Source organism: Sphingopyxis sp. GC21 (genome assembly GCF_025727575.1).
GTDB lineage: Bacteria > Pseudomonadota > Alphaproteobacteria > Sphingomonadales > Sphingomonadaceae > Sphingopyxis > Sphingopyxis terrae_A.
Map to the genome: position 1 here is coordinate 3,705,663 of NZ_CP095845.1, position 13,445 is coordinate 3,719,107.

The following is a 13,445-nucleotide window of genomic DNA, read 5'->3' on the forward strand; positions in this document are numbered from 1 at the left end:
GCCTCCGCGTTCCGAACTGACTGGGGGCGTCCCGATATGCGGTTAACGCCGCGCTGACGGTGCTGCTTTGCCATTTGGGAACGGCGCGCGCGCGAAGGCGGGTCGATGGTTTCGCCTGTCGCCCCCGCCGCGCTCGCCCGGACGCTTCTCGTCGCGTTGTTCGCGGCGCTGCTCGCCTTCGCGCCGCAGGCGCGGGCGCAGCAACTCGTGACGGTCACGACCACGGTGACGACCACCGTGACATGGATCGATGACAACGCGTCCGACGCCGGGAATGCGGGCGCCCAATTCGCCGACGATGCGGACGAATTCGCGGCTGACGACGACACCGCCGCCCTGCTCGGCGATACTGCGGTTGCCGGCGAGGCCGATCTGGGCGCGACGCGGCGTTATGCGCCCGGCGCCGGGCTGGCGACGCGCGGCCCGACGCAGGCGCGCTTTGGCCCCTTTGCGGTCGTCGACGGTACGACGGCGCGAATGAGCGGCGATGTCGACGGTGCGACACCGCGCCAGTTCGCTGCGATGCTCGCGGCCTTTCCCGGGGTGAGGCGGCTCGAGATGATCGACTGCCCCGGCAGCCTCGATGAAGAGGCCAATCTGATTCTCGCCCGCGCAATTCGCCGGGCGGGTCTGGAAACCGTCGTCCCGAGCGGCGGTTCGGTGCGGTCGGGTGCGGTCGAGCTCTGGCTCGCCGGTTCCACCCGCCGCGCCGCTCCCGACGCCGAATTCGGTGTCCACAGCTGGGCTGACGAATATGGACGCGAGGCAAAGGACTATCCCGCGAGCGATCCGGTTCACGCCGAATATATCGGCCTCTACCGCGAAATGGGCATGGACGACGCCCATGCGCGCGCCTTCTATGCGCTGACCAACGCCACCCCCTTCGATCAGGTGCGCTATCTGACCCGCGACGACATGGCGCGCTTCGTCCCGCTGAACTGAACGCCGATCAATTTAAATCGTTGCCACCGCCTTCGCGGGAACGACGTGTTTTAGTCTTGTAACCCACCCGCCCGCTCCCCACATCGCCCGGCATGGCAAAGCGCGGCTTATACCAGCGATTGCGATCGAACGCGCAGGTGCGCAGCGCGCTCTTCTGTCTCGGTGGGCTGCTGATGATCGTCGCGGTGCTTATCGGCCCGCTGCCCGGCCCCGGCTTCATCATCCTGTTTCCGGTCGGACTGATGCTTGTCTTGCAGAACAGCGCGTGGGCGAAACGCCGCTATGTCCGCTTCAAGCGGCGCCATCCGCGCTATGGCGCCTGGACCGACCGTGTCATGCGCCGGGTCAGCGCCGCGCGCCGCCGCGCCCGCGCCGCGCTTGAGGCGCTCGATGCGGATTGATCGCGATCGGGCATCGAGAGCGATTGACTTTCGCCCGACTCTCGCTTATCCGCGCCTCGATCAGCGGCCGCCCTCGCTTGGCGGCCCTTTTTCGTTGCACCGATTGAAGAGAATTTGGGGATACCGCGATGAAGCGCACCTATCAACCGAGCCGCCTCGTGCGCAAGCGCCGTCACGGCTTCCGCGCCCGCAAGGCGACCGTCGGCGGCCGCAAGGTTCTCGCCGCCCGCCGCGCGCGCGGCCGCAAGAAGCTGTCGGCCTAATCGCCGACGCTTCGCCGCCAGCCCAAAAGGAGCTGGGGCTGGTGCGATCGCTTTCCAAACGCAGCGAATTTCTGGCCGCCAACCGCGGCCTTCGCTTTCCCATGCCCGGCTTTGTCCTGCTCGTGCGTCCGCGCGGCGACGGCGACGATGCGCCGGGCATAGGCTTTACCGTCAGCAAGAAGGTTGGCAACGCCGTCACCCGCAACCGGATGAAGCGCCGTTTCCGCGCGCTCGCCCGCGCGGCGATCCCCGCGCGGGGAATCGCCGGCGCCGACCATGTGATGATCGGGCGGCCGGGCGGCAACGACATCGCTTTTGCCGAGCTGGGTGAGCATCTCGATTCGGCGCTGCAGCGCGCGGCAAGGAAGCTGGCGAAATGACCGGCTGTCCTACATTGTTGCGATGGCATAGCGTCCAGACATGATCCCGCCCGCGCCACACCGCAAACCGCGAATCGCGGATGAAGTTGCGCAGTTTTCTGCGGATATGCGCGCCGGGCCCCTTCCCGACGCGGGTCATGGCGCGGCAGTTGGTGCAATCGCGTGTGAAGTTGCTCAGTTTTCCGGGTGTTTCCAATGATTGCCCGCTTGCTCATCTTGATCGCCCGTGCCTGGCAATTAGGCCCGTCGCGCATCCTGCCGCCGACGTGCCGCTATGCGCCGTCGTGCAGCGAATATGCGATCATCGCGCTGAAACGCCATGGTGCGATCAAGGGTGGCTGGCTGGCGACAAAGCGGCTATTGCGCTGCCATCCTTGGGGCGGCCACGGCTACGACCCCGTACCTTGATGCGGCATTTCCCCACATTGACCAGAAGAGAGACCGAAGAGCGTGGACGACAAGCGTAACCTGATCGCGGCAATTTTACTGTCGGTGGCGATCCTGCTCGGCTGGAATTTCGTTTCGGAGAAATTCTTTCCCACCCCGGCAAAGCCCGACGTGACCAAGACCGTCGCTGGCGCGCCCGGTGCGACCCCCGCGGCGCCACAAGGCCAGCCCGCCAGCGCGCCCCCATCCGGCACGCCCGCGGGCGCGGCGCCGGTCGCCAAGACGACGATTCTGCCGGTCGAGGCGGCGCTTGCCACGGGCAATCGGGTGCCGATCGAAACCCCGTCGCTCGCGGGGTCGATCAACCTTGTGGGCGCACGCATCGACGACATCACGTTGACCAAATATCGCCAGACGATCGAAAAGAATGCGCCGCCGGTGCGTCTGTTCGCGCCGGGCAACAGCAAGGCCGCCTATTTTGCGAGCGTCGGCTGGTCGGCGCAGGGGATCGAGGTCCCGGGGCCGACGACGCTGTGGGCCGCCAGCGGCACGAAGCTGACCCCGGCGACCCCGGTGACGCTCAGCTGGTCGAATTCGACCGGCCAGACTTTCCGCGTCGAGTATAGCATCGACGACAAGTATCTGATCACCGCGAAGCAGACGATCGCGAACGCGGGCAGCGCGCCGGTCGCGGCAAGCAGCTTCGCGCTGATCGACCGCCTCGGCAAGCCGACCGACCCGCACGAAAAGGACAGCTGGACGATCCACGTTGGCCCGACCGGCTATTTGGACGGCAAGTCAGTGTTCGATGTCGATTACAAGAATCTCGATGAAAGCGGCGCCTTCAAATATAATTCGGCGGCGTGGCTTGGCTTCACCGACAAATATTGGCTCGCCGCGGTGATCCCGGCGAAGGGCGAGCGCGTCACCGCGTCGATCACCGCTCCGGCGGCGGACAATTATCAGACGCTGTTCGCGCGCGACTTCAAACAGGTGGCGCCGGGAACGCAGGTGTCGACGACCAGCCGTATCTTCGCCGGCGCGAAGGAAGTCAGCATCCTGTCGCATTATCAGGACCAGCAGGGCATCACGCGCCTGTCGAACGCGATCGACTGGGGCTGGTTCGAATTTTTCGAAGTGCCGATCTTCAAGCTGCTCGACTGGCTGTTCCGCCAGATCGGCAATTTCGGCGTCGCGATCATGCTGCTCACCGTCATCATTCGCGGTCTGATGTTCCCGATCGCGCAGCGTCAGTTCCATTCGATGGCGCAGATGCGCCTCGTCCAGCCGAAGATGAAGGCGCTGCAGGAACGCCACAAGGACGACAAGCCGAAGATGCAGCAGGAGCTGATGAAGCTCTATAAGGACGAAAAGATCAATCCGCTCGCGGGCTGTCTGCCGATCGTCATCCAGATTCCGATCTTCTATGCGCTCTACAAGGTGCTGATGCTGACGATCGAAATGCGGCACCAGCCCTTCGCATTGTGGATTCGCGACCTGTCGGCGCCCGATCCGCTGCACTTCCTGAACCTCTTCGGCCTGCTGCCCTTCACGCCGCCGTCGCTGCTCGCGCTCGGGCCGCTCGCGCTGCTCCTGGGCATCACCATGTTCCTGCAGTTCCGCCTCAATCCGCAGGCAACCGATCCGGTGCAGCAACAGGTGTTCAAGATCATGCCGTGGATGTTCATGTTCATCATGGCGCCCTTCGCGGCGGGCCTGCTGCTTTACTGGATCACCAACAACTGCCTGTCGATCGCGCAGCAGCAGTGGATGTATCGCAAATTCCCGCAACTCCGGGCGGCGCCGGTAAAGTGAGCGAGATCGATCCGGCGGCCGAAGATCGCGGCGAACGCGCCCGCAAGCTGTTTGCGGGTCCGATCGCCTTTCTGAAATCGGCGCCCGCACTCCAGCATCTGCCTGCGCCGAGCGTCCCGGAGATTGCCTTTGCCGGCCGCTCGAACGTCGGCAAATCGTCGCTGCTCAACGCGCTGACCAATCGCAACGGGCTTGCACGCACCTCGGTCACGCCCGGGCGCACGCAGGAACTCAACTATTTCAACGTCGGCAATCCGCTGGTGTTCCGCCTTGTCGACATGCCGGGCTACGGTTTTGCGAAGGCGCCCAAGGACGTCGTCAAGAAGTGGCGTTTTCTGGTCAACGACTATCTGCGTGGGCGCCAGGTGCTCAAGCGGACGCTGGTGCTGATCGACAGCCGGCACGGCTTCAAGGATGTCGACCGCGAGGTGCTCGAAATGCTCGACACCGCTGCGGTCAGCTACCGTGTCGTGCTGACCAAGGCCGACAAGATCAAGGCGAGCGAACTCGCCGCGGTCCACGCCGCCACCGAGGCCGAGGCCCGCAAACATCCCGCCGCGCACCCCGAGGTGATCGTGACGAGCAGCGAAAAGGGCATGGGCATCGCCGAGCTGCGCACCGCGGTGCTGGAGGCGGTGGAGAGTTGACGAAATGTTTCCCCTCCCGCAAGCGGGAGGGGCAGCGAGACTTGCGAGCTTGCTCGCTAGTCGCAGCGGGGTGGGTGATTTCGCGACCGAAGCTCGCTCCGCTCGCGCCCACCCCTGGCCCCTCCCGCAAGCGGGAGGGGAATATGGAGACCGCATGAAACTCTTCATCGGGAACAAGGCCTATTCGAGCTGGAGCCTGCGCGGCTGGCTCGCCGCCCGGCACAGCGGTCTGCCGTTCGAGGAAGTCACCGTTCCGCTCTATGACGAGGACTGGAATCGCCGCCGCGAGGGCGATGAATTCGCGCCGTCGGGCGGCAAGGTGCCGATCCTGTGGGACGGCAATGATATCGTCGTCTGGGACAGTCTGGCGATCATCGACTATCTCAACGAAAAAACGGACGGCGCCCGCGGCTATTGGCCCGCCGACATGGCGGCGCGCGCAATGGCGCGGTCGATGGCGGCCGAAATGCATGCCAGCTTCTCGGCGCTGCGCCGCCACCACAGCATGAACATCCGCCGCATCTACCCCGCCGCGGAGCTGTTGCCCGAGGTGCAGGCCGACGTCGTCCGCATCCTCCAGATCTGGGCCGAGGCGCGCGCGCGGTTCGGGGGCGAGGGCGATTATCTGTTCGGCGACTGGTCGGCCGCCGACATGATGTTCGCGCCGGTCGTGACGCGCTTCATCACCTATTCGATCCCTCTGCCGCGCTTTGCCCTGCCTTATTGCCAGGCGGTCGTCAGCCATCCGCATATGCAGGAATGGATCGGCGGCGCGCAGGCCGAAGACTGGGTCATCGAACAGTTCGAAGGCGCGCAGCAGGACTGACGCACCGACACAGCAGCGCGCTCAGAAACTCTGCTCGTCGTAGATTTTCGACAGGTCGTGATGCCAGGCACCCTCGTACCGGTCGAGCAGGTCGTGGGCGGGGGATTTGCCGCTCTTGGCGATACGCCGCAGCGGTTCGAGGAAGCCGACCTCGTTATCGCCCATCGAATTGACCTCGCCCCGCGCCGCCAGGCCTGCCGCCGCGATGGCGAGGACGCGGTGCGCGAGTTCGCCGAGCGTCCCGCCGCCGGGTGCCGGCGCGTCGAGGCCCTCGCTGGGCACCGCATCGCGCAGCGCCTGCTGTTCTTCAATGCTCCAGCCCTTGACCAGATCCCATGCGGCATCGAGCGCCTGGCTGTCGTAGAGCAGCCCGACCCAGAGTGCAGGCAAGGCGCAGATTCGGTTCCACGGGCCGCCGTCGGCGCCGCGCATTTCGAGGAAACTCTTCAAACGCACTTCGGGGAAGGCGGTCGAGAGATGGTCGTTCCAGTCGGAAAGCCGCGGCAGTTCGCCCGGCAGGACCGACAGCTCACCCTTCATGAAATCGCGGAAGCTGAGACCCGCGGCGTCGATATATTGGCCGTCGCGGAAGACGAAATACATCGGCACGTCGAGCATGTAATCGACATAGCGCTCATAGCCGAAGCCATCCTCGAACACGAAGGGCAGCATACCGGTGCGCGCCGGATCGGTGTCGGTCCAGATATGGCTTCGGTACGACATGAAGCCGTTGGGGCGGCCCTCGGTAAAGGGCGAGGAAGCAAAGAGTGCGGTCGCGAGCGGCTGAAGCGCCAGGCTCACCCGGAACTTCTGCACCATGTCAGCCTCGCTCGCATAGTCGAGGTTGGTCTGGATGGTGCAGGTGCGCAGCATCATGTCGAGCCCCATGCTGCCGACGCGCGGCATATGGTTCAGCATGATCTTGTAGCGGCCCTTGGGCATGATGGGCAGTTCGGCGCGCGTCTTGTCGGGCCACATGCCGACGCCGAGGAACCCGAGCCCGAGCTCGGCGCCAACTTCCTTGACCTGCTTCAAGTGCCGGCCGGTTTCGGCGCAGGTCTGGTGCAGATTTTCGAGCGGCGCGCCCGACAGTTCAAGCTGGCCCGCGGGTTCCAGGCTGACGGTGCCGTCGCTGCCCGCGAGCGCGATGACATGGCCGCCCTCGATCACCGGCTCCCAGCCGAAACGCGTGAGCGCCATCAGAAGGTCGCGGATGCCGCCCGGTTCGTCGTAGCTTGGCGCCCGGTGATCGCTGGTACGATAGACGAATTTCTCGTGCTCGGTGCCGATCCGCCACCGCTCCTTGGGCTTTTCGCCCTTGATCATGGGGGCCGCGAGCTGGTCGCGGCTTTCGATGATGGGATCGTTTTGATCTGAAACCTGCCGCGTGCTCATGGCAGCGCATGTAAGCGGCCTCGCGGCATCTTGGAAGGGGTCAGTTGACGGTTACGTCGAAGACCGTTGCAAAGGCGCTGCCGGGGCCAAGTGCCGCGGTCGAGGCCGACACCGTTGTCCCCGCGATCGCGGCGCCGAACGGGTCGCTTTCGTCTGCCCCCGTGGCATTGTCGTCTTCCACGGTCGTCGCTCCCGCGCAGCTCGTGCCGCTGCGCAGCGAACCGGGAACGAAGCTGGTCGTCGCGGGCAGCGGGTCAGCGACGTAGATCGCCGTCGCAGTCGCGCTGCCGCCGTTGGTCACCAGCAGGCAATAGCGCATGGTGGCGCCGGGAATCGCCTTGGGATTGGTCGTGCCGTTGACCGGGTCGCTGACGATGCTGCTCGTCTTCGCGATCAGCAGATTGGCGATCGGACGGCAGAAATTGATGTCGTGAATCGCCATGCCCTGCTGCCCCGGGTTCGCCGGGGCAAGGCTGTGGCTGCCATATTCGACGGTGATGGTGTCGACCGGCGCGGCAAAGGTGACGACGACATTGCCGTTGGCGCTGCCGTCGGCGGAGGTCGCGTCGCCATAGGCGCTGTTGCCGACGACATAATTGGCGACGCCGTTGGTCAGCGTTGGATAGACGGTGGTGCCGTTGAAGCTGCCGGTGACGGTCACGCGGTCGGCGAACTGGCCCGAGGCATAATCGATGTCGAACAGCGTGAACTGCGCGCCCGGCACCGCGGTCGGCAGGCTGATCGTCGACGTGACGGCGCCCGCCTGGCTTGTGAAGTCGACGATCTCGAAGATCGAATTTTGCGCAGGCGACAGCCCGCCGGTGACGACATTCTGCCGCGTCGGCGACTGGCCGCCATAGGTGGCGTTGCTCAGAAAGCTGCCGCCGCTGATCGCGATGTTGAAGTTCATCGTCCCGATGGCGGTCAGCGCATAGCTGCCGCTCGTCGTGCCGGCAGACCAGCTCACGCTGTCCCAATCGTGCAGCGTCGATCCGGCCGGGCAGATCAGCACCGGCGCCACGCCCGCGACGCGGCTGCCCGAGACGGTGAAACTGGCTGCGGCATAATCATCTTCGCCGGTCGCGCCATTGCCCGGCGTCGAATCGATGTCGGGCGCCGAGGAGGCGGTGATTTCGGCGCTGTTGAGGATCGTCGCACCCGATGTCGCGTTGACCGTGCCGCTGATCGTCAGCGTGCGGGTCGCACCCGGCGGGACGCTGCCGACCGTCCAGACGCCGGTCGTACTGTTATAGCTGCCGAATCCGGCCGCGCTCGTGAAGCTGAAGCCTGCGGGCAGCGTGTCGAGCACGGTGACGCCCGTCGCGGTCGCCAGCGATCCGCTCGCATTGGTGACAGCCAGCGTATAGCTGATGCTCGATCCCGTCGCCGGAGCCGCGCTGCTGACGCTCTTGGTCAGCGACAGATCGGCATAGTTGGCGGGCAGGCTGGTCAGATACAGGTCGGCGCGGACGAAATTGCCATTGTCCGCCTGCGGATATTGATCGCAAATCTCGAGCCGCCATGTACCTTGCGCATTTTCGCCGTTGAATGCCGACAGCGGCGAATTGGGGCTGAAGTCATTCTGGTAAGGCGGCGCGCTGGTCGAATGGGTTACGGTATTGCCGTCGGTGTTGACCGTTTGCGCGCCGCCGTCGTTCAGCCGCACGTTGAAATTGTCGCCCGAAATATTGTTGGGGTCGCCGTTGACAAGCTGGACCCGCGTGCCTGCCGGCGATTGCAATGTGATCCTGAGGTCGCCGCGCCACGTATGGGTTGCGAGGACGCCAAGATCGACGTCACCGACGATATAGCTTGTCGATACCGTGAAATTGCGGACGAGCGGCGACGAACAGGGGGTGCCGCTGTTGATCACGCCGCCCGTCGTGTTGCTGTATGTCGTGGTGGTCTGCGCATGGGCAGCGGGTGCAACGACGAGCGCCATCGCCAGCCACAGGAACATGGTCCATGCCCTGATTGGCAGCGTCCGCTGGCCCCCACGCCAGCGTCCTCGGCTTTGGTCCCGCCGTTGCATGGCGACCCTCTGCCCGCGACATCCCTAATTTGCAGTTAATAACTGCCAGTTTGGCAGCATTCTTGTTTCAGTATGAAACAGCTTTTAACCGCCGCGCCAGTCGCCATGCTGTGCCATCCATAGCGCCGTTGCTGCAATCGCGGCGGTTTCGGCCCGCAAAATACGCGGTCCAAGTGCGATACGCTTCACGGCATCATGGTCGATCAGCATCGCGCGTTCGCGGTCGGTGAAACCGCCTTCGGGGCCGGTCAGAATGGCAGCGGGGGCGGGCGCCGCGACCGCAGCGAGCGGAACCCCGCCGGCTTCGTCGGCGAAGAGTAGCGTGCGACCCACCGGCCAGTCTTTCAACAGCTGCGGCAGTTTGGCCGGATCGGCGAGGTCGGGGAGCGCGGTCCGGCCGCATTGTTCGCAGGCCTCGACAATCTGTGCAGCGAGCCGCTCCTGCTTCACGCGCTCGACGATCGTGCGTTCGGTGATGACGGGCTGGAGCCGCGCGACGCCGAGCTCGGTTGCCTTTTCGATGATCCAGTCGAGCCGCGCTTTTTTCACTGGCGCGAAGCAGAGCCAAAGATCGGGCACGCGTTCGATCGGGCGCATCTGGTGTTCGATGCGGATCGAAAGCGTCCGCCTCGACGCTTCGGCGACCGCGCCGAGCCACTCGCCGCTGCGATTGTCGAACAGTAGCAGCGGATCGCCCGGTTTCGCGCGCATGACGTTAAGCAGATAATGGGCCGCCGCTCCGTCGAGCGCCACCATCGCGCCGGCGGCAAGCGGCGTGTCGGTATAGATTCGGGGCGTGCTGGCGGGCGGCCATGCAGGTGTCGCGGGCATGGCTGGGCGATAGCAGAGGCACAATCTTCGCGCATCTTTTGCTTTGTACAGTGCCGATTGTTCCGTTTCGGGCCAGAATCCCCGAAAAACCGCCATTCCCGGTCAGGCCGATTAGCGATTTGGTAAGCAGTTTCCCCCTAGGTGCAAGGCTACCAGCCGCGCATCTGGTGGGTCGCGCGGCCGGGCCAAGAGGGGTTTTAGACCATGCGAGGGACCGTTTTCAGCCGCCTGCGGGCCGGCATCTCGACCATCTGCCGCGATACGCGCGGCAACACGATGATGCTGACGGCGGGCGCGCTCGTTCCGATCGTCGCGCTCGTGGGGTCGGGCGTCGATATCGGCCGCGCCTATATGGCCGAGCTTCGCCTGCAACAGGCGTGCGACGCGGGCGTGCTCGCGGGACGCCGCGCGATGCAGGGCGGCGACTATGATTCGAACGCCGAAGGCGAAGCGAACAAGATGTTCGCCTTCAACTTCCCGTCGGGCATGTACGCGAGCAGCGGCGTCGATTTCAAATCGAAGGCGCAGGGGACGTCGAACGTCGTCGGCGAAGCCAAGGTTACGCTGCCCACCGATATCATGAAGATATTCGGGACCAAGCAATTCGACCTTGCGGTCAACTGCACGGCGAAGCTCGAAATCTCGAACGCCGACATCATGATGGTGCTCGACGTTACCGGATCGATGGCGACGACCAATTCGGGCGACACGGTTAATCGCATCAGCGCGCTCAAGACCGCGACGATGAACTTCTTCGACACGCTGACCACCGCCGATATCGGCGATGGCCGCCTGCGTTTTGGCGTCGTGCCCTACAGCTCGAGCGCCAATGTCGGCCAGATTCTCTATGCAAAGAATCCCGACTGGCTTTCGAACAATGTGCTGCTGCCTTCGCGCACGCCGATCTTCAAGATCACCTACGGCAATGGCCAGACCGTCGAAAATGGCTCGTCGACCGGCAATGTCAGCTATGGCAGCTGGTCGAACGTCAGCACGGTGAGCGGTCAGAACAGCAGCAGCTGCGGCAATCTGGAGCCGCCGGCCGATACGACGCCGTCGCCAAGCGGGTCGCCGACCGTCAACCAGACCGGGCAGACCTTTGACAGCAACGGCAACCGCGTCACGACCAACAACAGCTCGCAGACCTATACCTATTATAATTACCAGTACACCTGGTCGAGCAACAGGTGCCGCCTGCAGCGCCGCGTGGCGACCTATACGCGCACCTCGACGACGACGACCACCGAAGAGCCGATCCAGACTTTCGATAATAAATATCGGTACGAAGATCGCGTTTTCGATGTCACGCAGGCGAAGGCGGGCTCGGCGATCGTCACCGACACGGGCGACAGCGGCACCAACTATTCGGCCACCTGGGGCGGATGCGTCATGGAGCGCGAAACCGTCGCCTTCGGTCCGACGCAGACCGCGCCGGCCGGCGCCCGCGACATGGATGTCGACAGCGCGCCGACGAGCGACGACGGGACCAAGTGGAAAGTGCTGATTCCCGAAATCGCCTTCCCGCGCGCCAAAAATCCGTCGACGTCGGGCACGACGAGTTCGCTCAACGTCAGCAGCAGCAGCGTGTCGAGCGACAGCACGTCGGGCGGCAGCTGGCAGCGTTACTCCAAATATTGGAGCAGCGGCTGGGGCGTCTGCCCCGCGCCGTCGATGAAGCTGACGACGATGACAGCGAGCGACCGTTCCAGCTTCAACACCTACATCAACGCCTTGCAGCCCGTCGGCGGCACCTATCATGATTCGGGCATGGTCTGGGGCATCCGCCTCCTGTCGCCCGACGGCATGTTCGCCGACGAAAATGCCGAAGCGCCGAACAAGCGCCCGATCAGCCGCCATATCGTCTTCATGACCGACGGCGACATGTCGGCGAATATGGGGAATCTGACCTTCCAGGGCTATGAATGGACGATGCAGCGTGTCGGCGGGACCAGCGACAGCAATCTGACCGACCGGCACAACAACCGCTTCCTCCAGCTCTGCGAAAAGGCAAAGGCGAAGAATATCACCATCTGGGTGGTCGGCTTCGGCACCTCGCTGAACTCGCAGCTCACGACCTGTGCGACGCCGGGCAAGGCCTATGAAGCCTCCAACGCTTCGCAGCTCAACGACAATTTCCAGGCGATCGCACGCCAGATTTCGAAGCTGAGGCTCTCGCAATGATCCGGATACCGTCGCTCCTCCGCCGCCTTCGCCGCCACCAGCGCGGCACCGCGATCCTGGAATTTGCGCTGATCGCGCCGGTCTTCATCCTGCTGTTGATGGGCCTGTTCGATTATACGTGGCAGATGTACGCCAAGCAGGTGCTGCAGGGCGCCGTCAGCAACGCGGCGCGGGCCTCGACGCTTGAATCGGCGGCATCCAACCAGACGCTCATCGACGCGGCGGTGCGCGATCAGGTTCAGAATGTCTTTCCCGGCGCCCCGGTGACCTTCACCCGCAAATCCTATGAAAGCTTCAACGACGTCGGCAAGCCCGAACCCTTCACCGATGCCAACAACAACAACCGGTATGATTCGGGCGAATGTTTCGAAGATCGCAACGGCAACAATAGTTGGGATGCCGATCAGGGCGCGAACGGCAACGGCGGCGCCGAGGATGTCGTGCTCTATACCGCGAAGATGAAATTCGAACGCATTTTGCCGGTGTGGCGCATGCTCGGCCAGCCCCCGGAAACCTATCTCTACGCGACGACCGTGCTCCGCAACCAGCCGTATAACGTCAACACCGTGACGAGTAAGGTGATATGCAACTGAACCGCATCCTTGCCCACGCCCGGCGCCGCACCGCCCGGCTGGTGCGCTTCGCGCGCGACGACAAGGCCGTCGTGCTCATCGAAACCGCCTTCACGATGCCGCTGCTCGTGTTTCTGGGCTTCGGGGGGCTGGAGATCGCCAATCTGACGCTGGCGAACACGCGCATCAGCCAGGTGGCGCTGAGCGCCGCCGATAACGCATCGCGTATCGCCTATGGCAGTGACCTGTCGCTGCCGCGGGTGCGCGAAGTCGATATCAACGAGGTTTTCGCAGGCGTCGAGGAGCAGTCGCGCGGGCTGGACTTCAAGGCCCACGGCCGCATCATCCTGTCGAGCCTTGAGCGCAATTCGAGCGGCGGCCAGTGGATCCACTGGCAACGCTGCTATGGGAATTATCCGGTGAATTCGGCCTATGGTCTGCAAGGGACCGGCAAGACGGGCACCGCCTTTAAAGGGATGGGGAAACCGGGCGCGGAAGTCACTGCGGCTACCGGGACCGCCGTGATGTTCGTCGAAGTCACTTACCAATATCAGCCGCTTGCCTTCGCCGCCTGGCTTGGGCCGCGCGTCATCCGCACGACCGCGGCCTTCAATATCCGCGAAGGTCGCGATCTGCAGGGTCCGGCGGGCGGCGACGGCGTCTATAATCCGTCCCCCGCGGCCACGAAAATGACCTGCACCTGATCGACCGGGGCGCGGCCGGACGCCGATGCCCCATTTATTGTCGCCGCGCCCCCTGCTATCGCGCGGGCG

The 13,445-nt window shown here is 64.4% G+C and carries 14 protein-coding genes; 11 read left to right on the forward strand and 3 right to left on the reverse strand.

Annotated elements, in window-relative coordinates; genetic code table 11:
- Positions 1 to 105 precede the first annotated feature (105 nt).
- From MU856_RS17940 to MU856_RS17975, 8 genes are all read left to right on the forward strand, one after another.
- On the forward strand, positions 106 to 942 hold the full coding sequence (locus tag MU856_RS17940) for a hypothetical protein (protein ID WP_062901241.1): 837 nt from the start codon (positions 106 to 108) through the stop codon (positions 940 to 942).
- A 92-nt stretch (positions 943 to 1,034) separates the two neighbouring features.
- Positions 1,035 to 1,343, forward strand: coding sequence for a PGPGW domain-containing protein (locus tag MU856_RS17945; protein WP_051066415.1), 309 nt, complete (start codon positions 1,035 to 1,037; stop codon positions 1,341 to 1,343).
- Positions 1,344 to 1,471: 128 nt separating this feature from the next.
- Positions 1,472 to 1,606 carry a 50S ribosomal protein L34 gene (rpmH, locus tag MU856_RS17950; RefSeq protein ID WP_003046693.1) on the forward strand — a complete coding sequence of 45 codons (135 nt, stop codon included), beginning with the start codon at positions 1,472 to 1,474 and terminating at the stop codon, positions 1,604 to 1,606.
- 41 nt (positions 1,607 to 1,647) lie between these two features.
- Positions 1,648 to 1,986 (forward strand): ribonuclease P protein component, encoded by a 339-nt coding sequence (gene rnpA, locus MU856_RS17955; RefSeq protein ID WP_062901240.1) that lies wholly within the window; start codon positions 1,648 to 1,650, stop codon positions 1,984 to 1,986.
- A gap of 195 nt (positions 1,987 to 2,181) precedes the next feature.
- Complete coding sequence (gene yidD, locus MU856_RS17960) at positions 2,182 to 2,394, forward strand: membrane protein insertion efficiency factor YidD (RefSeq protein ID WP_003046687.1); 213 nt, start codon at positions 2,182 to 2,184, stop codon at positions 2,392 to 2,394.
- 42 nt (positions 2,395 to 2,436) lie between these two features.
- Positions 2,437 to 4,188, forward strand: a complete 1,752-nt coding sequence (yidC, locus tag MU856_RS17965; RefSeq protein ID WP_062901239.1) for a membrane protein insertase YidC — start codon at positions 2,437 to 2,439, stop codon at positions 4,186 to 4,188.
- On the forward strand, positions 4,185 to 4,835 hold the full coding sequence (yihA, locus tag MU856_RS17970; RefSeq protein WP_263588127.1) for a ribosome biogenesis GTP-binding protein YihA/YsxC: 651 nt from the start codon (positions 4,185 to 4,187) through the stop codon (positions 4,833 to 4,835). The genes yidC and yihA overlap by 4 nt, the downstream gene beginning before the upstream one ends.
- A 154-nt stretch (positions 4,836 to 4,989) precedes the next feature.
- Positions 4,990 to 5,661: a glutathione S-transferase family protein gene (locus MU856_RS17975; protein ID WP_062901238.1), complete on the forward strand. Its 672-nt coding sequence runs from the start codon at positions 4,990 to 4,992 to the stop codon at positions 5,659 to 5,661.
- A 21-nt stretch (positions 5,662 to 5,682) separates the two neighbouring features.
- Here MU856_RS17975 and MU856_RS17980 read toward each other — a convergent pair whose 3' ends face one another.
- The 3 genes from MU856_RS17980 to MU856_RS17990 form a co-directional block, all read right to left on the reverse strand.
- The gene (locus MU856_RS17980; RefSeq protein ID WP_263588128.1) at positions 5,683 to 7,056 is read right to left on the reverse strand and encodes a glutamate--cysteine ligase; all 1,374 of its coding nucleotides are present in this window, start codon (positions 7,054 to 7,056) and stop codon (positions 5,683 to 5,685) included.
- Between the two features lie 40 nt (positions 7,057 to 7,096).
- The gene (locus MU856_RS17985) at positions 7,097 to 9,016 is read right to left on the reverse strand and encodes a proprotein convertase P-domain-containing protein (RefSeq protein WP_263588129.1); all 1,920 of its coding nucleotides are present in this window, start codon (positions 9,014 to 9,016) and stop codon (positions 7,097 to 7,099) included.
- Between the two features lie 156 nt (positions 9,017 to 9,172).
- A complete protein-coding gene (locus tag MU856_RS17990; RefSeq protein ID WP_263588130.1) occupies positions 9,173 to 9,919 on the reverse strand; it encodes a 16S rRNA (uracil(1498)-N(3))-methyltransferase in 747 nt (248 codons plus the stop codon).
- A gap of 204 nt (positions 9,920 to 10,123) precedes the next feature.
- On the opposite strand from MU856_RS17990, the gene MU856_RS17995 reads away from it, so the two are divergent.
- The 3 genes from MU856_RS17995 to MU856_RS18005 are packed head-to-tail and all read left to right on the forward strand — an operon-like array spanning position 10,124 to position 13,376.
- Entirely contained in the window at positions 10,124 to 12,100 is a 1,977-nt protein-coding gene (locus MU856_RS17995; protein WP_062901234.1) for a pilus assembly protein, read from the forward strand.
- Positions 12,097 to 12,693: a TadE/TadG family type IV pilus assembly protein gene (locus tag MU856_RS18000; RefSeq protein WP_062901233.1), complete on the forward strand. Its 597-nt coding sequence runs from the start codon at positions 12,097 to 12,099 to the stop codon at positions 12,691 to 12,693. Before MU856_RS17995 ends, MU856_RS18000 begins: the two co-directional genes overlap by 4 nt.
- Positions 12,684 to 13,376: a TadE/TadG family type IV pilus assembly protein gene (locus MU856_RS18005; protein ID WP_062901232.1), complete on the forward strand. Its 693-nt coding sequence runs from the start codon at positions 12,684 to 12,686 to the stop codon at positions 13,374 to 13,376. Before MU856_RS18000 ends, MU856_RS18005 begins: the two co-directional genes overlap by 10 nt.
- Positions 13,377 to 13,445 lie beyond the last annotated feature (69 nt).

Coding starts and splice junctions, on each gene's coding strand:
- MU856_RS17975 (WP_062901238.1), top strand. CDS start 4,990: ATGAAACTCTTCATCGGGAACAAGGCCTATTCGAGCTGGAGCCTGCGC.
- MU856_RS17945 (WP_051066415.1), top strand. CDS start 1,035: ATGGCAAAGCGCGGCTTATACCAGCGATTGCGATCGAACGCGCAGGTG.
- MU856_RS17990 (WP_263588130.1), bottom strand. CDS start 9,919: ATGCCCGCGACACCTGCATGGCCGCCCGCCAGCACGCCCCGAATCTAT.
- MU856_RS18005 (WP_062901232.1), top strand. CDS start 12,684: ATGCAACTGAACCGCATCCTTGCCCACGCCCGGCGCCGCACCGCCCGG.
- MU856_RS18000 (WP_062901233.1), top strand. CDS start 12,097: ATGATCCGGATACCGTCGCTCCTCCGCCGCCTTCGCCGCCACCAGCGC.
- MU856_RS17940 (WP_062901241.1), top strand. CDS start 106: ATGGTTTCGCCTGTCGCCCCCGCCGCGCTCGCCCGGACGCTTCTCGTC.
- MU856_RS17980 (WP_263588128.1), bottom strand. CDS start 7,056: ATGAGCACGCGGCAGGTTTCAGATCAAAACGATCCCATCATCGAAAGC.
- rpmH (WP_003046693.1), top strand. CDS start 1,472: ATGAAGCGCACCTATCAACCGAGCCGCCTCGTGCGCAAGCGCCGTCAC.
- MU856_RS17985 (WP_263588129.1), bottom strand. CDS start 9,016: ATGTTCCTGTGGCTGGCGATGGCGCTCGTCGTTGCACCCGCTGCCCAT.
- yidD (WP_003046687.1), top strand. CDS start 2,182: ATGATTGCCCGCTTGCTCATCTTGATCGCCCGTGCCTGGCAATTAGGC.
- MU856_RS17995 (WP_062901234.1), top strand. CDS start 10,124: ATGCGAGGGACCGTTTTCAGCCGCCTGCGGGCCGGCATCTCGACCATC.